The sequence below is a fragment of the Neobacillus muris genome, assembly GCF_943193175.1.
GTDB lineage: Bacteria > Bacillota > Bacilli > Bacillales > Cytobacillaceae > Neobacillus > Neobacillus muris.
Genome location: NZ_CALPDF010000050.1, coordinates 1 through 20267 on the forward strand (window position 1 = coordinate 1; position 20267 = coordinate 20267).

At 39.5% G+C, this 20267-nt stretch carries 21 protein-coding genes and 1 pseudogene; 6 read left to right on the forward strand and 16 right to left on the reverse strand.

Going from position 1 to position 20267, the window contains the following annotated elements; all coding sequences use genetic code 11:
- Positions 1-79: 79 nt before the first annotated feature.
- The 4 genes from NFS43_RS21385 to NFS43_RS21400 form a co-directional block, all read right to left on the reverse strand.
- On the reverse strand, positions 80-733 hold the full coding sequence (locus NFS43_RS21385; RefSeq protein ID WP_251554866.1) for a phosphatase PAP2 family protein: 654 nt from the start codon (positions 731-733) through the stop codon (positions 80-82).
- Positions 734-864: 131 nt separating this feature from the next.
- Positions 865-1587 (reverse strand): EcsC family protein, encoded by a 723-nt coding sequence (locus NFS43_RS21390; protein ID WP_251554867.1) that lies wholly within the window; start codon positions 1585-1587, stop codon positions 865-867.
- A gap of 151 nt (positions 1588-1738) precedes the next feature.
- Positions 1739-2950, reverse strand: coding sequence for an ABC transporter permease (locus NFS43_RS21395; RefSeq protein WP_251554868.1), 1212 nt, complete (start codon positions 2948-2950; stop codon positions 1739-1741).
- Positions 2943-3683: an ABC transporter ATP-binding protein gene (locus tag NFS43_RS21400; RefSeq protein WP_251554908.1), complete on the reverse strand. Its 741-nt coding sequence runs from the start codon at positions 3681-3683 to the stop codon at positions 2943-2945. Before NFS43_RS21400 ends, NFS43_RS21395 begins: the two co-directional genes overlap by 8 nt.
- A gap of 576 nt (positions 3684-4259) precedes the next feature.
- Between NFS43_RS21400 and NFS43_RS21405 the strand changes: the two genes are divergently transcribed.
- Together NFS43_RS21405 and NFS43_RS21410 are read left to right on the forward strand one after the other, a co-directional pair.
- Positions 4260-4682 (forward strand): HIT family protein, encoded by a 423-nt coding sequence (locus NFS43_RS21405; RefSeq protein WP_251554869.1) that lies wholly within the window; start codon positions 4260-4262, stop codon positions 4680-4682.
- A 135-nt stretch (positions 4683-4817) separates the two neighbouring features.
- Positions 4818-5348: a tryptophan transporter gene (locus tag NFS43_RS21410; protein ID WP_251554870.1), complete on the forward strand. Its 531-nt coding sequence runs from the start codon at positions 4818-4820 to the stop codon at positions 5346-5348.
- Positions 5349-5410: 62 nt separating this feature from the next.
- Here the strand turns inward: NFS43_RS21410 and yhzF are convergent, their stop codons facing one another.
- Positions 5411-5599 (reverse strand): membrane protein YhzF, encoded by a 189-nt coding sequence (gene yhzF / locus NFS43_RS21415; protein WP_251554871.1) that lies wholly within the window; start codon positions 5597-5599, stop codon positions 5411-5413.
- A gap of 287 nt (positions 5600-5886) precedes the next feature.
- On the opposite strand from yhzF, the pseudogene NFS43_RS21420 reads away from it, so the two are divergent.
- Positions 5887-6463, forward strand: a pseudogene (locus tag NFS43_RS21420) (HTH-type transcriptional regulator Hpr).
- A 12-nt stretch (positions 6464-6475) separates the two neighbouring features.
- Here NFS43_RS21420 and NFS43_RS21425 read toward each other — a convergent pair.
- Positions 6476-6814 (reverse strand): DUF1878 family protein, encoded by a 339-nt coding sequence (locus NFS43_RS21425; protein ID WP_251554872.1) that lies wholly within the window; start codon positions 6812-6814, stop codon positions 6476-6478.
- Positions 6815-6997: 183 nt separating this feature from the next.
- On the opposite strand from NFS43_RS21425, the gene NFS43_RS21430 reads away from it, so the two are divergent.
- Positions 6998-7177 carry a hypothetical protein gene (locus NFS43_RS21430; protein WP_251554873.1) on the forward strand — a complete coding sequence of 60 codons (180 nt, stop codon included), beginning with the start codon at positions 6998-7000 and terminating at the stop codon, positions 7175-7177.
- A gap of 58 nt (positions 7178-7235) precedes the next feature.
- On the opposite strand, the gene NFS43_RS21435 is transcribed toward NFS43_RS21430, so the two are convergent.
- Positions 7236-7328 carry a YjcZ family sporulation protein gene (locus NFS43_RS21435; protein ID WP_251554874.1) on the reverse strand — a complete coding sequence of 31 codons (93 nt, stop codon included), beginning with the start codon at positions 7326-7328 and terminating at the stop codon, positions 7236-7238.
- Positions 7329-7630: 302 nt separating this feature from the next.
- On the opposite strand from NFS43_RS21435, the gene NFS43_RS21440 reads away from it, so the two are divergent.
- The gene (locus tag NFS43_RS21440; protein WP_251554875.1) at positions 7631-8497 is read left to right on the forward strand and encodes a peptidylprolyl isomerase; all 867 of its coding nucleotides are present in this window, start codon (positions 7631-7633) and stop codon (positions 8495-8497) included.
- A 41-nt stretch (positions 8498-8538) separates the two neighbouring features.
- On the opposite strand, the gene NFS43_RS21445 is transcribed toward NFS43_RS21440, so the two are convergent.
- The 6 genes from NFS43_RS21445 to NFS43_RS21470 form a co-directional block, all read right to left on the reverse strand.
- Positions 8539-8727, reverse strand: a complete 189-nt coding sequence (locus NFS43_RS21445; protein ID WP_251554876.1) for a sporulation YhaL family protein — start codon at positions 8725-8727, stop codon at positions 8539-8541.
- 110 nt (positions 8728-8837) lie between these two features.
- Entirely contained in the window at positions 8838-9782 is a 945-nt protein-coding gene (yhaM, locus tag NFS43_RS21450; protein WP_251554878.1) for a 3'-5' exoribonuclease YhaM, read from the reverse strand.
- 46 nt (positions 9783-9828) lie between these two features.
- Positions 9829-12807, reverse strand: coding sequence for an AAA family ATPase (locus tag NFS43_RS21455; protein ID WP_251554879.1), 2979 nt, complete (start codon positions 12805-12807; stop codon positions 9829-9831).
- 15 nt (positions 12808-12822) lie between these two features.
- A complete protein-coding gene (locus NFS43_RS21460) occupies positions 12823-14049 on the reverse strand; it encodes a metallophosphoesterase family protein (protein WP_251554880.1) in 1227 nt (408 codons plus the stop codon).
- 116 nt (positions 14050-14165) lie between these two features.
- Positions 14166-15419 (reverse strand): ABC transporter permease, encoded by a 1254-nt coding sequence (locus NFS43_RS21465; RefSeq protein WP_251554881.1) that lies wholly within the window; start codon positions 15417-15419, stop codon positions 14166-14168.
- Positions 15412-16311 carry an ABC transporter ATP-binding protein gene (locus NFS43_RS21470; RefSeq protein ID WP_251554882.1) on the reverse strand — a complete coding sequence of 300 codons (900 nt, stop codon included), beginning with the start codon at positions 16309-16311 and terminating at the stop codon, positions 15412-15414. The genes NFS43_RS21465 and NFS43_RS21470 overlap by 8 nt, the downstream gene beginning before the upstream one ends.
- 122 nt (positions 16312-16433) lie before the next feature.
- Here NFS43_RS21470 and NFS43_RS21475 point away from each other — a divergent pair, with 122 nt between their 5' ends.
- The gene (locus NFS43_RS21475) at positions 16434-16619 is read left to right on the forward strand and encodes a YhzD family protein (protein ID WP_251554883.1); all 186 of its coding nucleotides are present in this window, start codon (positions 16434-16436) and stop codon (positions 16617-16619) included.
- A 59-nt stretch (positions 16620-16678) separates the two neighbouring features.
- Here the strand turns inward: NFS43_RS21475 and NFS43_RS21480 are convergent, their stop codons facing one another.
- From NFS43_RS21480 to NFS43_RS21490, 3 genes are all read right to left on the reverse strand, one after another.
- Complete coding sequence (locus tag NFS43_RS21480) at positions 16679-17470, reverse strand: enoyl-CoA hydratase (protein ID WP_251554885.1); 792 nt, start codon at positions 17468-17470, stop codon at positions 16679-16681.
- Positions 17471-17677: 207 nt separating this feature from the next.
- Positions 17678-19189, reverse strand: a complete 1512-nt coding sequence (locus NFS43_RS21485; RefSeq protein WP_251554887.1) for a coproporphyrinogen III oxidase — start codon at positions 19187-19189, stop codon at positions 17678-17680.
- A gap of 127 nt (positions 19190-19316) precedes the next feature.
- Positions 19317-20186 carry a Cof-type HAD-IIB family hydrolase gene (locus NFS43_RS21490; RefSeq protein ID WP_251554889.1) on the reverse strand — a complete coding sequence of 290 codons (870 nt, stop codon included), beginning with the start codon at positions 20184-20186 and terminating at the stop codon, positions 19317-19319.
- Positions 20187-20267: the final 81 nt, after the last annotated feature.

Here is a 20267-nt window from a genome sequence, read left to right on the forward strand (position 1 = left end):
AATCAATAAATTTGGTATTTAGATTCTGTGATAATAAAAAATTGCCGAGAAAAATACCCTTTCTCGACAATCTGAGAGGCTAAATCAGCCTCTTTTTTCGTGTTTGCCGCTGTCTAACAGATCGATATATACCAATCCAAATAGAAACCCATAAAAATCCTAATGCATAGCCGCCTAGTACATCCGATGGGTAATGAACCTGCAATATAATCCGGCTTGCTCCGATTAATAGCAATAATGAAGCTATGATTACAATGGTAATGGACTTTCCAATTTTCGACTGAACCGATTCCATGACCAGATACGCAATTAAAAAATAGACAATCATCCCAACCATGGCGTGGCCGCTGGGGTAACTATAGCTCGTAACATGAATAAGGTGTTCAATCTCGGGTCTTGGCCGTGCAAATGCATCCTTTAATAGGTTGCTAACTTCATTGCCGAGTGCAACAGCTAAGGCAAAAACCCCTGCACCTAAATAATTTTTCTTTTTAAACAATAACCATAGGAGAACCAATACGCCGACTGCCCCAATTCCTTTTTTATCCCCCATCTCCGTAATTTGAACAAAGAATGGAATAACGGAGTCAGGTACTCCTGAAAACCAATCCGCCACTTTACTGTCCAGCCAGAATGGACTGTTCGCCCCCACCTTAATGGAAATGATGACTGAGACGATTCCAGCTGCGACAAGCATGATACTAGAAAGGCCTATTTTGTTTAATACTCTCATTTTTTTGTGAATCCTTTCGTGCCCTTTTAAGTTAAATACTTTAAAAGTATAAAAAAAAATGTAAGAAAAATCTATATAATAGTACAAATAAATATTTAGAAAATACAGTTTTTAAAAAAGTGCCAGGCTGCTTAGACTTCTGGGACCTTGGTTATTAATCTTAACCGATAGGCATTCATCGCCGTTTCTCCCAAATGCTTAAGCAGGTTATTATTTGCATATGCCCCCACGAAGGCACCAATTCCTGGAACGAGCTGCAGCAATTTGGCCAGGTCAATAAAATCACGATACTCCTGCTGAAACCTTCGCCAATCCATTTCTCCCAGCACCTTCTTACGGTCCTCCCAATTTTCTATCTCAGATAAGGTTTGCTTCCGGATCTCATCACTCGAAAAAGCAAGCTGAAAAACATGCAGGATAAACAATCGCTCCTCATATTCCTTTGTATCAAAACCATAGATAGCAGCAGCCTCAAATAAAAATTTCATTTTTATCGTCAATAGCAGCGGAAAATCAGCCAACCCTAACAATATGCCGCCTGCTCCGGTTCCCGCCCCTTCCACTATAGCTGTTTTCCGGTAAGTCTCCACTTTTTTTCTGAGAAGTCCATCTTTCTCTTGAAGAGACAGTCCTCTTGCTTGATGGGAATTCGTTGTCATCTGAGACCCCAGCAGCGTCGCCTTTACCATTGCTTTAATGCTGTCAGTCATAACCTCATGAACCTTTTCAGGAATCAGTTCGCTCATTTTCCCTTGAGCTTTTTTGGAAACACGGCTCAACATCCCTGAACGCTTGATTATTTTTCTTTTCCAGTCTTGGACTTCATCATAAACCAGCAGTTCATAGTCATTCATTCTATTACTCCCCCATCATGAACATATGTTATTTACGAAAAAAAGACCAAATGGTTTCAAAAAAAGAGGCAGACACAAAAAGAGCCGGCCTCCTGAATAAATCATTGATGAGCAAAGCCTGAAACCTTAAACATGGGCAAGCCCCATTCATTTAAAATTTTAAGCGTTTTTTACTGTAAATATATACAAATAAATAGTTAAACATGACACCAACTGCAAAACCGAGCAATGCCAAAAGGGTTTCGCCTTTAATCAAGACAAATAACGCAAAAGTGAAGTCTTGCACTATTAAAATAACCATTAATATCGACGAAAAAGCCGACCACTTTGCTTTGTCCGCTGCCGGATATAAATCAACCCACAGCTTATTCTGATGATGTTGAACAAGCGGCAGCAGCTGGAAACCCGTTAAATACAAAAATAGGACAATCAGCAATATTTGCCCAATTCCAAATGAAATGAAATAAAGAGCAGCCGTTCCAATAATGGTTAATCGAATGAATAATCCCAAGTAATCTGAAGAACGGAGAAAAGTTCGTGAATACAAGTACAAATAAGTGTTACCCTGTGAAAATGAAATTCCCCTGAGCAAGAAATCAAGCCATTTTCTCCTCTTTACGGATTCTTTTAACTGTGGCACATCTGTAAACAGATTCGCCAATCGATAAAAAGAGGCCATTCTTTTTTGTTCCTGTTCAATTAACAAATCCCATTTTAGTCCGAGCGGGCTTGTCCGGACATGGAAAAATCCATAATAAGCGGCCATTATCAATCCTAATAACAAAATAAGGTAAAAGCTGGCTTGTTTTAACAACAGATACGTAAAGAATACATTCATCAACAAGCGCGTCAACAGGTCCCATCTGTGGACTGATAGCTGAACAAAAAAATGTATTTTCCAGCCGACAGCCAGATTCCATGCCTTAATAACTAACAACACGATAAAAATCGGCAGGAACAAGCGGTATCCATTATTATTCACATGAGCGTACATCGGCATCAGCACAGCTAGTACCATTAAAAGTATATATCCTTGAAAAGATATGCTGGCCACACCGGAACGCAGGAAATATCCCTTTAGGTTTGTTTCCAACGGGATTAAAAATACCCGGTCCGCTTCAAGCAAAAAATTGTAAACAGGGCTCCGCGTCAAGAATATCCCGATCACCACAGCCGTGACCAATTCTGCAGGAAAATCCGCTGGCAATGTTTCAATCCATTGCTGATAATAGTAAGCAGCCGTTCCAACAAGGAAAAATAGCACAATCACCAAATGGCCGCTAAATATATACTTTAAGTATCTTCCCAATTCTTTAACACGTGCACCCGCCCGATCTCTCCAAAGCTTTTTCTCATCAAACATAATTTTCTTCCTTTGTCAGTTGGATATACAAGTCATCTAAAGTAGCATTTGGCATTGAGAATTGCTGCCTTAATTCGTCAAGAGTCCCTTTTGCCCGAATTTTCCCTTCATGAAGAATGACAAAGCGGTCACAATACCTCTCTGCTGTAGCAAGAATATGGGTGGACATGAGGATGCCTGCACCACTCTCTTTTGCTTTTTTCATCAAATCCAGCAATGATTGGATTCCGAGCGGATCCAATCCAACAAATGGTTCATCCACTATATAAAGCGAAGGCTGGACCAAGAAAGCGCACATGATCATGACTTTCTGTTTCATCCCTTTTGAAAAATGGGCGGGAAACCAGTTAAGCCGTTTTTCCATTCGAAACTCCTTCAGTAATGGAGCCATTCGCTTCTCACAGTCATCCTCGTCCAAGCCATAAGCCATAGCCGTTAGCCGCAAATGCTCCGCTAATGTTAACTCCTCATATAAGACAGGAGTTTCCGGCACAAAAGTAAACATCCGCCGATAGGCTTGCTTATCCTGCGAAATGGTTTGACCATTTATTTTAATAACGCCCTGATGCGGTTCCATTAAGCCGATAATATGTTTAATGGTTGTACTCTTTCCGGCTCCATTTAAGCCAATCAGGCCGACTAGTTCATTTTCTTCCACTTCAAAAGAGACATCTTTTAATACTGGGTTCCGTGTATATCCCCCAACCAAATGTTCAATCGTTAATAACGACATTCGCAACGCCCTTCCATATTTCATGATTTTTAATTATTTTACCAAATGATTCCCGATAAAAATAGAAATTGGTCATTGTAATTTTATTGTGTATATAACTGCTGCTAATGGACATGATAATTTACGAAGGGGAATTCCAGTGATGAAGTGATTCATCTAAAACTTGAGATGAGGTGTTTACAAAAGACACTTTTCTTTCAAACCCATTAGCTTCTATACGTTCCAAATAAGGGGATGGTTGTATTGTACAATGTGCAGAGTAACCATTTTGAGTTCAAATAACACCAAAGTTTAGGACAATAAACTGAAAATGAGGTGTTTATCGCAGATCGTCATCCGTTTTTAAAGGTAGGAAACCGATAAAAACAAACAGGGGATGGTCAGCTTGAACAATGATGTTTCTTAAAAAACACTCTATTGCCAAATGAGGTGTTTGTCAAAGAACATTCCTGAATGAACGTCCAATTGAAGCATTTCCCCTTCGAAAGGGTGGGATCCCATGCGGTCCCGCCTTTTTCTTTTGGTGCCTATATGGTAAAATAATACAAACTTCAATTGAAAGGTGTTGTGTTTTACATGAGTGACTGTATTTTTTGCAAAATTATCAATGGGGAAATTCCTGCTGCAAAGGTGTATGAAAATGAACATGTATTAGCCTTTTTAGATATCAGCCAGGTGACAAAAGGACATACATTGGTGATTCCAAAAGTACATAAAGAAAATTTGTTTGAATTAACCCCGGAAATTGCCGGGCAGGTCTATTCTGCAGTCCCTGAAATTGCAATGGCGTTAAAAAAAGAATTTGAGCCTGAGGCTCTAAACACTATAAATAATAATGGAGAATTGGCGGGGCAGACTGTTTTCCATTTCCATATTCATTTAATCCCGCGCTATGGAAAGGGCGATGGACTGGGAGTAGTCTGGAAAAGCAATCAAAGTGACTACACATCAGAGCAGCTTCAGGAAATGGCAGCAAATATCAGCAGCCGGATAGGATAAATATCCTATTCTCTGAAAATTATATCTTCCTTAAAATTATATTAATATGTTATAATATTTTTAGTTCTTCGCTGCAGGCAACGAGTGCACTGCAGGAGGAATAAATAGCTTAGTTAAGCAGAGGAGAGATGAGAAATGAATACGAAAAACTTGGTGGTATTAGCACTTTTGGCCGGAATTGGGGTTGTTCTGCATACGTTAATGCCAGCTTTCTTGCAAATAAAGCCAGACATGATGCTAGCCATGATGTTCCTAGGAATTGTACTCATACCAAACATAAAAAGTGCAGCACTTATGGGAATTGTAACCGGGATTTTGTCAGCTTTAACGACTAGTTTTCCTGGAGGCCAAATCCCCAATATTATCGATAAGGTGCTTACTTCCCTAATCATTTTTGGATTAGTTATTGTCTTCAAAAAATATTCAAATACTACCGCCGGGGTTGCAGTTTTAACAGCTGTTGGCACGATTATTTCCGGATCAATCTTTTTAGGATCTGCTTTCTATATTGTTGGTCTGCCTGGGCCATTCCTGGCATTGTTTGCTGCAGGAGTATTGCCTGCGGTGGTCATTAACACCATTGTAATGGTTATTTTGTATCCAATAGCTCGGTCCATATTCAAAAGAACAAATTTATCATCAACAGCTGCCGTCACCCAAAAATAATCGACGGGATACTTTTAAGAAAAAGAACCCCAATAAGGGTTCTTTTTCTTAAATTCAATATTTTACAAATTGGAAAACAGGATGGCAATCAAAAAGCAAAGGCCTGCCCCCAGAGAAAGAGTAACCGTACGTTTTTTTATCATTTGTTTTGGAGGATAAACCCCTGGTTTACTCAAATCAACTATATGTTTGCCAGCACCTAAAAGCAGAATCGCACTTAAGATAAAAAACAGGATAGCAGCGCTTATCATTCTATTATCCCCCTGAATGCTACCGATATAAATTGTGTTAACTATTTATATGATTTTCCGTCCATTCGTATGAAAAGTTCCTACATAACTATTTAAATAAATTATTTTTATCTGAAATATTCTAAAAGTTGCCATTATTCATGGAGACCCTTTAAAATAGATTAAAAGATCATATTTTCAAAATACAAATTCATAATTTCTAAAAATTTTGTTAATTTTTACTTTATTAATTTTTATTTTATTGGCATAATGAAAATAGAGTAATATAAAAGTAGGTGAATATGGGGATGGCAGATAAACAATATTCAATGAAGGAAGCATTTTTTTTTTAGTCAAAGAATTGCCCAATTAAGCAAAGCCCTTTGGAAATCAATTGAGAAAGACTGGCAGCAGTGGATTAAGCCTTTTGATTTAAATATTAATGAACACCATATCCTTTGGATTGCCTATCATTTAAATGGCGCCTCCATATCGGATGTAGCGAAGTTTGGTGTCATGCACGTTTCAACAGCTTTCAATTTTTCAAAAAAATTGGAAGAAAGGGGTTTGCTTAAATTTTCTAAAAAAGAAAACGACAAGCGCAATACGTATATCCAGCTTACACCAGATGGAGAAAGCATTCTGCTCCAGTTAATGGAAACTTATCAGCCCGATGGAAATGCTGTTTTGTCTGGGGCATTGCCACTTCGAAATCTTTATGGCAAGTTCCCTGATATTATTGAAATAATGGCCATCGTCCGCAATATTTATGGCGATGATTTTATGGAAATTTTTGAGCGGTCCTTCAACAATATTGAAAATCAATTCATCGAAGAAGAAGGTAAAATCAGGAAAAACGAGAAAACTGAAACTGAACTTGCTTAAATCGCCAAGTGCTTATAAGTATTTTGAAAATTCCTGAAAAAGAGGCATATAAAGCCCCTGTGTTATGCATGCCTTAATAACAGATTGTGTATCCAAGTTAGTGGGCAATGCATCTGTAAATTCTTCTAAAAGCGGATGAAAATACAAATATCCATCCGCTTTTTGGTCTGCATATTTTTTATTCAATTTGTCACATAAAGTCAAAATGTCTTCCACTTCTTGTTCAGATAGGCCATTTTCAATGATCAGGCGCAGAAACTCCAGCTCAGGATTTTTTGTCAATTTTACTAACAATTTTTGATGGTATTCCAGCAGTCTCACTTTTTCCCATAGGTTTTCTAGATCCTTCACAATTCAAAGCCTTCTTTCTAAACATGGCAGTATATAGACTAATCATGGCCATTTCTAAATTTACTTAAACCTTTTTGCAAGCATAAATGATGCTACCAGACTTTCCTGCAAAATGTCTATCTTTTTTTTAAGATTTCTGATATTGTAGTAGGGGTAAAATGTACAACAAGGAGGGAATCAGTGATGATCTCCATTTTCATTATCTTAGCGATTTTTATATTATTTTATATTAATAAAATGACTAGCATACTCTGCCTTCAAAGAGAAATTCCGGAGGAGCGCCAGCACAAAGTGTTTCGCACTATTAATATTCTCATTACAATCTTGCTGATTTCTTCATATGTAGAAATTCTGTATACATAGTCCTGGCAAATAAAAATACAAGCGATGAGGAATATCTCATCGCTTTTTCTATGCTGTATTACCAAACCCAAGCAGCACCAACAATAATCAAGAGAATGAACAGAACAACGATTAACGCAAATCCTGCTCCATATCCAGCAGCACCAGACATATTCCTTCCTCCTTCCCGTGTCAAAGTTGAATAGAACCCATTAACTCTGTTTTTTCCCAATTCAAAAACAAGAGCCAAATTTGCAGGAAATCCTGCGGTTTTTGCACTTTCTACCATATACTATTCAACAGCTTTCCATTTCGACTAGGCGGTTAACTTATTTTTGTGGAAAAGTTTTCGAGAATTTTGTCTAAATTTACAAAATGATTGGGATTTTCTTTTTGCAGTAGTAACCATTTATGATATAGTAAAGGATATGGACAAACAGCCATAAGAATTCACTTATAGGAGAGATTAAAAACATGAAAAAATGGATTATTGCCTTGACTTTGACGGGCAGCGTACTAACATTAGGTGCCTGCAATGCGGGTTCTGATACGGTAGCAGAAAGTAAGGCGGGAGACGTCACACAAGAAGAGCTTTACAATACAATGAAGGACAAAATCGGTGACCAGGCCCTGCAGCAGCTCATGTATGAAAAAGTCCTCTCAAAAAAATATAAAGTGACTGATGAAGAATTAAATAAAAAGATTGACGAATTAAAGGCACAGCTTGGAGAAAATTTCGAGGCAACCCTTACTCAGTACGGCTATAAAGATGAAAATGACTTAAAGGAAACAATGAAGCTTGGCATGCTTCAGGAAAAAGCTGCTATGAAGGATATTAAAGTAACCGATAAGGAACTAAAAGAATACTACGATAACTACAAAACGGACATAAAAGTTCGTCACATTCTTGTTGATGATGAAGCAAAAGCAAATGAAGTGAAGCAAAAATTGGATGCTGGCGGCAAATTTGAAGATCTTGCCAAAGAATACTCCACAGATACGGGCACAAAGGATAACGGCGGTGACCTGGGCACAATAAACAACCAAAATGCTGCGTCCTATGATCCTGATTTCATTGCTGCAGCATATAAGCTTAAAAAGGATGAGATTAGCGGACCTGTTAAATCACAATTCGGATATCATATCATCCAAGTAACCGATATAAAGGAAAAAGGCTCCTATGATGATATGAAGAAAGATCTTGAGTATGAATTAAAGTCATCTAAATTAACCAGTGATGACATTAATAAAGCTATGGAACGCGAACTGAAAGATGCAGATGCAAAAGTAAATGATAAAGACTTAAAAGACGCGCTTGACCTTTCCACATCTGGAGAATAATCAGCAAAAACGGAAGCACTTCAAGGGTGCTTCCGTTTTTATTATTCGTTCGTGGCTTTTATGCCCTTTTTCATTTCCTTTTCTTGTTCAAGACGCTGCATATAAATTTCGCCTTCACGTTCAATGTCTTCCATTTCAAGCTGCCGCTCTTCCCTTCCAGTTTTAATGGCCATTAACGCACTTATCACAATTCCAGCCACCACAGCATATACCCAAATAGGTATTGTCATTTTCTCTACCCCCTTATATGGTTGTCCACTTTTTAATAAAGGATATTCCAGCAAACACGAAATATACACAGAAACAAAAAAATAACCCGGTGGACGGGTTATTTTTTCATTTATTTATGAAACACAGGCTTATAAAATGAGCGATTATCCAATGCATAGATCCGCTCGGTAAACTCTCCTGGCTTTACTTTGTCTAATGCGCGGTCCAGCATGTTCATTTTTGCATCGAGGTTATCAATATAGTGCAATATTTCAGCTTCTTTTACTAGCGGTGGCTTCGGGCTGCCCCACTCAGCTTTTCCATGATGGCTGAGTACCAAATGCTGCAATATAAGTACCTCTTCACCGGAGATTCCCAATTCCTCGGCTGCTTTTCCTATTTCATTGATCATGATGGTAATATGGCCAAGCAAATTGCCTTCCAGTGTATACACCGTAGACACAGGCCCTGATAATTCCATTACCTTTCCCATATCATGCAAGATGACACCTGCATACAGAAGGTCTGTATCAAGGCTTGGATAGAGAGAGGCAATGGACTTAGCCAAATCAAGCATGCTAATAACATGGTAGGCAAGACCTGAAACAAATTCATGATGATTTTTTGTTGCTGCCGGATATTCTAAAAATGCCTTTTGATGCTTCTTTATTAGATGGCGGGTAATTCTTTGGATATTTGGGTTTTTCATTTCAAATATATACTGGGTTAATTTACTGGCCATTTGGTCTTGGCTCAATGGAGCAGCTTGCAGGAAATCATCCAGATTTTGACCGTCTGCTGCTCCTGATTTCCGAATTTGCCGGATTCTCAACTGGCTCTTTCCGCGGTAATTTTGCAGGTCACCCACGACTTTCACCACATTTTGCGCAGCGTACGTTTTTTCATCCTCTTCATTGACATCCCAAAGCTTAGCCTCAATTTCTCCACTTTTATCTTGGAGAATCAACGTCAGAAATGGTTTTCCATTACTGGCAATCCCTTTTGCAGCACTTTTTATTAACAGAAACAATTCAACCTGTTCTCCAACTTCATAATGGGCAATCCCTTTTCCCAACTGACTCACTCCTTTAATCTCTATCTTAAAACCTACTCTCTGAACTCTATGATACTTTCACAGCATCTAGCCTAACAACATTCTCTTTTGAAAAATGTGATAATAAATGGTCATGACATGTAAAGAATAAGATTTGGTTTTGTCCTAACTGCCGCAATAAATGTAACACTTTTCCTGTTCTTTTAGAATCAAAATTAACAAAGCTGTCATCGATAATGATTGGTAATTGATATTTTTCATATATGGTTAAAGCCAAAGCCAATCTAATGGAAACATAAAGCTGTTCTGCCGTCGCTTGGCTTAATTCATTTGCCTCAAATACCGTTTGGTCACGCCTCTCGACCCGAAAACCGGTGCCCGCTGGATGCAGGTAGATTCTTTGATAGGACCCATCGGTTAGAAATGTTAGAAGCTCCTCAGCTTTAGCAAGCATCCTTGGTAAGTGTTCATTTTGATACTTATCTATTGTCCGAAATAGGATGTCCTGAGCAAGGGAGTAAACCGCCCATTCTTTCGCTGCCTCTTCCAGTTCAAATTTTTTCTGTTTATAGCGATGGAGAATATCAGAGTATATGCCGCCCTCTTCCAGAATTTGAATTTCGTAGTTTACGGACGCCTGTTTTTCATGCTGCGTTTTTAAGACTTGGTTGAGCCTCTCTGCTTCAGTGGAGATTTCATCCATCATGTCCTCCACTTGATGGATTTGCAAATTCTCTATCCTTTCTTGTCGGGAGAGAATTGAAAAATGCAGCTGTCCTTCAATAGCAGCAAGTCTATCCTTCAGCTCTAGTATTTTGTCAGCTTTTTTCCCAAGCTCATAGAATTGCTGTTCCGTTTCGGCACCTGCATTCCTAATCCATCTGTTAAATTCTTTCTGAAGATGGTCTCTCTCGGTCGTTTTTTGCGCTAGTTCGGTTTCTAGTTCTGAAAGCTTGCTTTGTCTCTCACGGCGGGTAATCATTTTTTCTTGCTCTTCCTTTAACTTTTTCCGCAGTAAATAAGTAATCTTTGGAATATCTCCACTTCTCTGTGATAAAAAACGCTGCTCATAGATGCTAAACTGCCGATCAAGCTTTTTCTGCTGGTCTCTAATTTGTTGCAGCTTCGAAGTCCACTGTTGTTTTTCCCTGTAATTAGCTTTGAACTGTTCTATTAATTGAAAGGCTTCAAGCAGAAAGGATGAGGCCAGGTAATCGGGTATCTTCAATTCTCTGCTCAAAGAATTAAGCTTAGCTTTATTCTTAGCCGACTCTGCCTCCCATTCTTCAAACTTAACAATAATCCTTTCAAATTGGGATTGTTGATGATTCAGCTTTATGTTTAACAAGTGCAGCTGCTCCTTATTCCGGTCATCCTGTTTTAATTGGCTTGCCAGTTTTTCGACATCCTGATATTCGGCCGACCTCAGCTCATCGGTGAGCTGCTTTTCTTGATTTTGCAACTGTTCTAGTTTCCTTGTGTACTGATGATCTTTTTGATTTTTTCCATTTAGGAAGAAAAAAACTGCAAGAAGCAATCCGCCAATCAGTCCTAACCCCAGCAATATCCACTGTTCAGTCAGTACCCCATAAACGGCAAACCCGGCCAGAACGAATGCGAAAATGATTAACTGCAGCCTAAATCTGGTGCTGGAGGCCCGGTTCTGCACGATGGATTCCTGATAGAAAGTGATTTTATCTTTTATTCTGCCTAATTGTTCCTCTAAGCTCTTTTTATCATTTCCATGTAACATATCTTCCAGCCGTGTCCGCTCCTGTTTGGATAAACAAAGGCTTTCCGTTAACCTGACTTCTTTTTCTATCGCTTCTAAGCGCAGCTTTTCTTCTTGATATTGTTTTTCCAATTCTTGTTTGGCTTCTTCCAGCCTGTTATTGTTTCTCGTCTGCTGTTCTACCTGGTTTTTCATAAAAAAATTCGTGTTAATCGACAGGGCATCTTCTTCCTCTAATGGCAAATGCAGTTTCTCTTTGAGGATGGAGAGTTCCTCTTCCGTATCAGCCAGTTTTAGCTCGCACTGTTGAGCGTCATTTTTTAACTGCTCATAGATGGACGCCTGGTCTAGAATAGAGAGAATGGCTGCTTCCTCGCCCAATAAAGCTTCATTTGGCTGATGGGAAGCTAAGTCTTGTTTGGCCATTCCAATTCGCTCAGTAAGGCTCGCTATTTCCGCATTTAACGGAAGGATTAACTGCTTTACATTTTCCAGCCTTTCAATTCCCCGGACAGGGAAGTTGATCTCGCCTTGTGCCTCCAGTTCTTTCCTTGTCCACATCTCCTCTTTTACTAACGGTTCTATTCTCTTCCATTCTTGTAATTTATCCACTTTGGCTTGAAGCTCGGCAATCCTGCCGTTAATTTCACCGATTTCTACCTGCAGCGTTTGTTTGGCTGTAAGGAGAGCTTCATACTCATTATTTTTGGCAGCAGCTTTTTTCAATTCTTGGCTGATTCCATGCAGTTCATGTAATTTTTCATTTAGAAATGGTTTTTTTCCACCTGGCTTAAACCGTGAGTCCAGCTCCTTTTGAAGAACAGCTTCCGTTTTCGAGAGCCGCTCGGTTCCTAACATTCCTGCGGAAAATAAAAATTTGCCTAATTCTTCTCCTTTCATTTGATGGATATTTTGCAGTCCATGCAAATTAAAAGAAAAAATAGCTTGGAAAATGCTTTTATCAAAATGATCCAGCAGCTTTCCCAGAAGCTCCTCGCCCCCAGTCGTTCCATCATTCAAGACGACGGTGACATCGCCTGCAGCTTTTCCTTTTATCCGTTCAATGACACAATAGCCGTACTTCTCATGCCAGATTTTCAGATTCCCCCCATATTTAGCACTATGCTTCGGTTCATAGCGCAGCTCTGCCTGCTGTTTAGCAGGGAATCCAAATAAAATGCAAGTTAAAAACGCAGACAAGGTAGATTTTCCCGCCTCATTCCCACCAAAGAAAACCTGAAAGTTTTCAAAATGTTCAATTTTAACGTTTTCTAATTGGCCAAAGCCATAAATATTGGCTGAGATGATTTTCATAACAACCCTCCCCTACTATTCATGATAAAGCAGGTCAATCAGCAGTTTTTCAGCTCGTTCCACTAGTTCCCGCTTCTCCTGCTCTGTTAAGCCGGTTAAATATTTTCTGCCTAAAGAATGCTCATATAATGGAGCTAATGCTTGATCTTGGTCCTGCACTTGATAGTGATCGATAATATCGAAGAGTTCGGAATAGAAATTTGCCTCCAGTTTCAGCTGGCCCCTATCTGCCTGCTTCCCAGTTAAAATGGTTAGATTCACAAGCCATACAAACGATTGGTCATCCTTCTCATCTTCTAACAGCAGTTCAAGCAGGTCCCGGTCTAAACTTTTTGCCTCTAGTTCATCCGTCAAATGAACATTGTTAAGTGTCAGGCTTAAAAGAGTCCCGATCCCGTCACGGCGAAATTGATTGATTGCTTGCAAGCATAATTGGTAGATTTCATGAAAGCTCACAGCAGCACTTACATCGATGGACGCCTCTTCCCAAACAATATCCGAAGCTTCGATAAAGTCCATTTCACTTCCATAATTCGTCAAGGAAACATGATAAAAACCTTTCCTTCCCGTTTCTTTTTTGTTCCTCCCTTGAATGTTGCCAGGATAGACAACAGGTGGGCTTTCCGATAATACGGCCCGTTTATGTATATGTCCAAGCGCCCAATAATCAAATTCCTTTTCCTGCAAATCACGAATCGAAAAAGGGGCATAATTATCATGATCGGTTCTTGTTCTCTCATTTCCGTGCAGAATCCCGATATGAAAATCTGCACCTGCCACCTTTTGATAATCATCTATTTTACGATCGAACACATGCCTTGTTCCATAGCTGAATCCATATAAATGGACGATTTCTCCTGTTTTGGCCGTAATGGTTTTACATTCAACCTCTGTATCAAATATATGGACATTCCTAGGCATTTCCATGTGTACCCATGAACCCTTTAGGTGATCATGATTCCCATGGACTATGAAAACAGGAATCCCCTTTTCCTCAAGTTTCAGCATTTCGGCGCGAAAACGGGATTGCGCTCGGAGACTGCGGTCTTCCCCGTCAAATAAGTCGCCTGCAATGATCACAAAATCGACTTCCCGTTCAATAGCAGCAGCCGTCACTTTTTTAAATGCCGTAAATGTGCTTTCTTTTACTCTAGCGAGAATCTCGGCAGGCAGATACTTCAATCCGACCATCGGACTGTCTAAGTGCAAATCAGCCGCATGAATAAATGATATATTCCCCATAGTTTTATTCCTTTCCACATAGCTTTTCTCTATTGTATCATCAGCAAAATACGAATGCACGTTCTGTATAAAAAAGTATAAAAAAGCTTTACCGAAAAAGGTAAAGCTTTAGATAACTAGTCATTTTTTGTTAATTGCAATGCCTTTTTAATATCTTTAAAGGAATTCGACTTTCCATACATTAAAACTCCGCCGCGATATACCCGGGCGCCAAACACCGCTAAAACAATAATGGTTGCCGTGAGTATGGCAATACCCAATATGGCCTCCCACACGGGAATCGTCAGCATGCCTACACGCAGAAACATGATCATTGGGGTGAAAAATGGAATGTAGGAGGTAACTGTTATAAATGGTGCATCCGGCTTCCCCAGCCCAAACATGGCAATCATAAATCCAGCGACCACCAAGAGGGTCATCGGGGTGATCATTTGCTGAACATCTTCGATTCTGCTGACAAGCGAACCAAGGAAGGCAGCAAGTGTTGCGTAAAGAAAGTAGCCCAGTATAAAGAATACCACGGCATAAAAAATCGTTGCACCAGGAATATCTCCAAAGCCGAAAACTTCAGAAAACCCGTTATTCAGCGAATCCATATTCTTCTTAAAAGAAGTATAACCGACAATTAAAAAGACAGCTAGCTGTGTTAAGCTTAATAGTCCAATCCCAAGAATTTTGGCAAACATCTGCTTAATGGGAGAGACACTGGAAATCAAAATTTCCATCACTCTTGAAGACTTCTCTGTCGCAACCTCCATGGCAATCATATTGGCATACATGATAACGGCAAAATAAATGATAAACAGCAGAATATAGACAAGCCCTCTTGCCTGATTAAGTTCTTCTTCTGTTTTTGCATTTTTCTCAAGTGCTACTTTGTCAAAATCAACTGGTTCATATAATTTCTGCAGCTGGGCCGCTGTTAAGTTCATTTGGGACGCTGCCAGCATTGTTTTAACCTGCTGTAAGCTCGTCTCTAGGTCGGTAAACAAGGAAGAGTCAGCAATACTCATTGCTTTAAATATGCCTTCTGGAAGCTGCTCCTCGTTGAACCGCAAAGTAATAATCCCCTGATAGTCTCCTTTTTCGACTGCTTGTTCGGCTTGCTTGTCACTTCCCTTATACAAGGTTAATTGAATGTCTTTGTTTATAGTTTTAACTTGCTGCTTGAACGGCTCATACAGCTGCCCGGTTTCATCCAGCACAGCTACCTTTTCCTGGCCGCCATTTTCATCAAAGAGGTTAATGATATTTTGAATATTCGTCAAAGCCAAGACAATCACTACAGTAAGAAGTGTCGTCACAATAAACGATTTGCTTTTCAGTTTATTAAAGTATGTATGAAACAAAATAATCCAAAAACTATTCATAGGAATTCCCTACTTTCTCGATAAAGATATCATTTAAAGATGGCTCTTCGAGGGCAAATTTTCGGATGAATCCTTTTCCAACAATCTCTTGAAGAATATTTTCAGCGACTAGTTCACCCTCAATCTGCAATTCAGCACCTTCCATTGTCATTCTGCTCTTCACGACTCCAGGGTGGTCCTTTAAGTAGTCTAATGGGAAATCCGCATGAATCATTAAGTTCTTCTTTCCAAAGGTCCGTTTGATTTCCTTTAAAGCCCCATGAACTACTGGTCTCCCTTTATGCAAAATGCATAAGTGTTCACACATTTCCTCTACATGGTGCATCTGATGGCTTGAAAAAACAATAGTCGCCCCGTTTTCCTTTAAAGATAGAACAGCTCCCTTTAACTGTTCTACATTCACCGGGTCGAGACCGCTGAATGGCTCATCCAATATTATTAATTTCGGTTTATGTATAACAGCCGCGATGAATTGGATTTTTTGCTGGTTGCCTTTTGAAAGTTCTTCTACCTTTTTATTTTCATATTCTGGAATTTTAAATTTTTCCAACCACAATCTTAATTCGGCCAGTGCCTCGTTTTTTGGCATTCCTCTTAATCTAGCTAAGTAAATGAGCTGGTCACGAACCTTTAGTTTCGGATATAGTCCTCTTTCCTCAGGAAGATAGCCTACTAAATGGCTTGTGCTGTAATTCAATGGATGGCGGTCCCAAGTAATTTGTCCCTCACTAGCATCTAGCAATCCTAAAATCATTCGAAACGTAGTTGTCTTTCCAGCTCCATTTGCTCCTAAAAATCCAAACATCTCCCTTTCAGGAATCTCCAGTGATAAATCATTTACGGCAGTAAATTGTCCAAACCTTTTTGTAACATGTTCCAGCTTTAAGGACATATCAACACCCCTTCCTTTCTATTGCAAATATACCATAAAACGGTGGAAAAGTTTTCTTTTGCTAAATTGACGAAATTATGCAAAAATAAGATTGGATTAAGAGGTTATCGGAGGGGATGAGAATGAAAATGTACAAATTAACAGCTTTCGAAGCAAACGGTGAAAAGATATTAGACGAAACCTTTCAGGCTGAAAATGATGATGCCGCCAAGAAACATGGAGAGCAATTTTTGGCAGAGAAGAACCTTTTAGATAAAACATATCGCTGCACATCTCCAGCGGGTAAACTGTTACTGTTCCATTCTTAAAAAATCATCCATAAAACAAAGAAGGATGACTCATCACGTGAAGTGTGAGTCATTCTTTCTCATTTACCGATAAATACAGGTTTTCTTTTTTCAATAAACGCTTGAATGCCTTCCTTATGATCCTTTGTTTCACGCATTTTTTGCTGTCCGAATTTCTCTAATTCCAAAATTTTTAACAATTGCGGCCGATTCTTCTCCGCAAGGATTTTCTTTGTTTTAATCATTGCTTGAATCGGGCGGCTTAACCAGTCCAGGGTCCGCATATGGAGTACCTCTTCAATGCTGCCTTCTGCAACCTCTTGAATGAGCCCAAGCTTTAAAGCTTCCTCTGCACTCATCATTTTTCCATCCCAAATAATCTGTTTAGCTTTTGTTTCACCTAATCTTTTTTCCAAGAAAAAGTGAGCTCCGCCGTCTGGGATTAAACCAATCCCGATGAAGTTCATGGCCAGCTTGCTTGATTGATCTGCAATGATGTAGTCCGCAGCAAGAGCTAAACTGAAACCTAAGCCTGCCGCAGCACCAGATATCGCGCTTATTGTTAATTTGGGCATGCTGTAAAGAGTAATAATCAATTCGCTGATGCTGTCCATAATTAGAAAGAAATCGCTTCCATTCATATTTGAAAGCATGGTTTTAATATCACCGCCAGATGAAAAGGCCCGGCCCTTGCCTGTTATCACGAGAATATCAATATCATCAGATTTACTTATTTCTTTCAGCCTGCAAACCATACCCCTAATCATTTCAACGTCCATAGCATTTAAGGCTTCAGGCCGATTCATTTCAAGTGTTGCCACTCGTCCAGCCACCTTCAGATTTACCTTATCGGTTAAATAATTTAATGACATAGGAACCCCTCCCCATTCCATTTTCCTTCTACTCTATTATATAGGGAATGAAGTGAATAAAAAATAAAATTTCTTAATATATTGAATTTTTCATCCTATTCCAAGGGAACTCTTCTAAAAAAACTACCGAAAATAAAAGCACAGGTTTTTTCTTTAAAAAGAAATGGCCTGTGCTTCCATAGTATCTTTGTTTTGGACTTACCATATTTAAGCTGGTGCAGCTTTTTCGGAGAATATTTCCTCCAATATTTTTATTTTCTTTTCCGTATAATCTTCGTATCCTTCATTGTAGGATTTAGGATCCTTCGGATTGGCAAAATGAGTGATTTTTCCTGTTGCAGGATGGATAAATTTACTGGAGGCACCGCATCCTAACCCAAGGATCGTCTGCATCTCTTCCATGATCATAATGTTGTATATGCTTTCTTGATTTGGGAGCGAATAGCCGACATTTTCCAAATTGCCAAGAATGTTTTTCTGCCTGTATAAATAATAAGGAACATAACCATGATTGATTGTCCAATCTTGGGCGAGCTCCATCATTTTTTCAACTTCGTCGCGTCCGGCCACTTTATATTTATTCTTATTCTTAGTCATTTCAGACGCTCTTTTAAAGGACAGCGTGTGGACAGTCAATGATTCCGGCATCAATTTTTCAGTTTCGGCTAAAGAATGAGAGAATTCCTGGAGCCCTTCTCCCGGCAGCCCGATAATCAGGTCCATATTAATATTATTCATGCCAAGTTCCCGGGCTAGGTGGAATTTATCTACGGTTTCCGTAACAGTATGGTGCCGTCCAATCGCCTTCAACGTTTCCTGTGTATAGGATTGCGGATTGATGCTGATACGGTCAATGTTCCATTTCTTAAGGATTTCCAATTTTTCAGGAGTAATCGTATCAGGACGCCCCGCTTCAACTGTAATTTCACGAATTTTGTCTACATCCGGGAATGATGAGTACATTTCTTCGTAAAGCATATCCATTTCTTCTGCGGTGATACTGGTAGGTGTTCCTCCTCCATAATAAACGGTTGTTATTCGGATTCCAGCCTCCCGAAGCCATTCACCCATTTTTCTCATTTCGTAATGAAGTCCTCCCAAGAATGAATCCACTGAACCTTGACGCCCGTTGATCGCATAGGCTGGAAATGTGCAGTAAGCACATTTTGTCGGACAAAAAGGGATGCCGATATAGATGCTGACTTCCTTTTTTAATGAATATAAATCCGGAACAACCGCCAGCTGACGGTCAACAATCTGCTGCATTAATTGGATTTTCTCATCCGTAATCAGGTACTCTTCCCGTAACTGCTGATGGGCCTGTTCCATTGGAACACCTTCCTGATTTTTCTTGTGAAGCAGCTTCGTCGGCCGGACTCCTGTTAGAATCCCCCATTTTTGCCTAATGTCCGTAAATTCTTGAAGGACCGTTAAATATACATGAGACACAGCGTTTTTCACTTGTTTGAAGCGTTCTTTTTCCGTTTCAGCCGGGAGTAGATCCTGCTCATAAGCAGACCTAAACACTTTTTCATCTGAATCTTGCAATTCCGCCGTAACCGCTAATTTATCTTGAACATTCAATTCGAATTTAATCTGAAAATCATGATGTTCATCAGCCGCTGCAATAATCTCTGACTCTTCGAAAAACAAATTAGCAATCAGCTGCAACGGCCTGTTAAATCTTTCATCCTCTAGCCCAGTTATTAATATTCGCAAACGAATCACCTTTCAAAAATAAACTCCCTTAAGTTTACAAAATCAAAATAGCAAGGTCAATATAGTGGAAATGATTCACCAAAACAAAAAGATATCAAAGGCTTATAGCCCATGATATCCTGCTAAATCATTTTTTTATGATTTTCATTTTTCTAAGAAACTCAATCGGCTGCTGCTTCCTAAAGTGCTCCTTGACCATATAAGCCACACCTTGCTCATTTTGCGATCTTGTGACCCAATCCGACGCTTTTTTCACTTCAAAATCCGCATTCCACATCGAGACACCCAGTCCTGCCGCTTCTATTAATGGAATATCATCCCAACCGTCGCCAATGTAGACCATTTCCTTTAAGTCAAAGCCAATCTGGCTTCCAAGGTATGCTAACCCTGTAAGCTTTGATACGCCGGCCGGTACAATGTCCAAACGCAGCGGATCGAGCTGGATCGCCTCAATCTCAGTAAACATGGTCTTAAGTGCCTTCTTGGCATCTGCTAAGTCACGCTTTTCTTCAAAATAAACCTCAATTTTAGGAGGAGTCATTGGTTGTTCGTGCAAATATTCACTTAAGGAAGAGACAAATTGCTGGGAATATACAAACGGATCGCCTGTTGTAAATACGGTTTTTGCCAAAAGGCTATGATGAATTTTATATTTGTTGGCTAAAGAGAATTGTTCATGGACAAGGCGGATTTGACAAGGCAGGGCCTCTAGGAATTGAATGGTATCGTACGTAATATCTTCAGAAATGCGCTTGACATAAATCGGCTTTTTTTCTTCCCCGGCAATATATGCCCCCTGATGTGTCACCAATGGTGTTGATATTTTTAATGCCTTGGCAATCTTTTTGGCTGCAGGAAAGGCACGAGAGGTAACCAGTGTTACATAGACCCCTTTTTGCTGCACATAGTCAATCGCATCCTTCGTTGACTTATGGATTCTGCCATTTGTTTGAAGCACTGTACCATCAATATTTAACGCAAGCAAGCGATAGATCATTACGTTGCCCCCTTGTTCTTGGTGGAAAATTCCTCTACTACCACTTTTATGTTTTTCCATGCATTTATAGAACAAACAGAG

Coding starts and splice junctions, on each gene's coding strand:
- NFS43_RS21410 (WP_251554870.1), top strand. CDS start 4,818: ATGAATACGAAAAACTTGGTGGTATTAGCACTTTTGGCCGGAATTGGG.
- NFS43_RS21430 (WP_251554873.1), top strand. CDS start 6,998: ATGATCTCCATTTTCATTATCTTAGCGATTTTTATATTATTTTATATT.
- NFS43_RS21445 (WP_251554876.1), bottom strand. CDS start 8,727: ATGACAATACCTATTTGGGTATATGCTGTGGTGGCTGGAATTGTGATA.
- NFS43_RS21400 (WP_251554908.1), bottom strand. CDS start 3,683: ATGTCGTTATTAACGATTGAACATTTGGTTGGGGGATATACACGGAAC.
- NFS43_RS21465 (WP_251554881.1), bottom strand. CDS start 15,419: ATGAATAGTTTTTGGATTATTTTGTTTCATACATACTTTAATAAACTG.
- yhzF (WP_251554871.1), bottom strand. CDS start 5,599: ATGATAAGCGCTGCTATCCTGTTTTTTATCTTAAGTGCGATTCTGCTT.
- NFS43_RS21490 (WP_251554889.1), bottom strand. CDS start 20,186: ATGATCTATCGCTTGCTTGCGTTAAATATTGATGGTACAGTGCTTCAA.
- NFS43_RS21480 (WP_251554885.1), bottom strand. CDS start 17,470: ATGTCATTAAATTATTTAACCGATAAGGTAAATCTGAAGGTGGCTGGA.
- NFS43_RS21395 (WP_251554868.1), bottom strand. CDS start 2,950: ATGTTTGATGAGAAAAAGCTTTGGAGAGATCGGGCGGGTGCACGTGTT.
- NFS43_RS21435 (WP_251554874.1), bottom strand. CDS start 7,328: ATGTCTGGTGCTGCTGGATATGGAGCAGGATTTGCGTTAATCGTTGTT.
- NFS43_RS21460 (WP_251554880.1), bottom strand. CDS start 14,049: ATGGGGAATATATCATTTATTCATGCGGCTGATTTGCACTTAGACAGT.
- NFS43_RS21470 (WP_251554882.1), bottom strand. CDS start 16,311: ATGTCCTTAAAGCTGGAACATGTTACAAAAAGGTTTGGACAATTTACT.
- NFS43_RS21475 (WP_251554883.1), top strand. CDS start 16,434: ATGAAAATGTACAAATTAACAGCTTTCGAAGCAAACGGTGAAAAGATA.
- NFS43_RS21455 (WP_251554879.1), bottom strand. CDS start 12,807: ATGAAAATCATCTCAGCCAATATTTATGGCTTTGGCCAATTAGAAAAC.
- NFS43_RS21385 (WP_251554866.1), bottom strand. CDS start 733: ATGAGAGTATTAAACAAAATAGGCCTTTCTAGTATCATGCTTGTCGCA.
- NFS43_RS21390 (WP_251554867.1), bottom strand. CDS start 1,587: ATGAATGACTATGAACTGCTGGTTTATGATGAAGTCCAAGACTGGAAA.
- NFS43_RS21405 (WP_251554869.1), top strand. CDS start 4,260: ATGAGTGACTGTATTTTTTGCAAAATTATCAATGGGGAAATTCCTGCT.
- NFS43_RS21440 (WP_251554875.1), top strand. CDS start 7,631: ATGAAAAAATGGATTATTGCCTTGACTTTGACGGGCAGCGTACTAACA.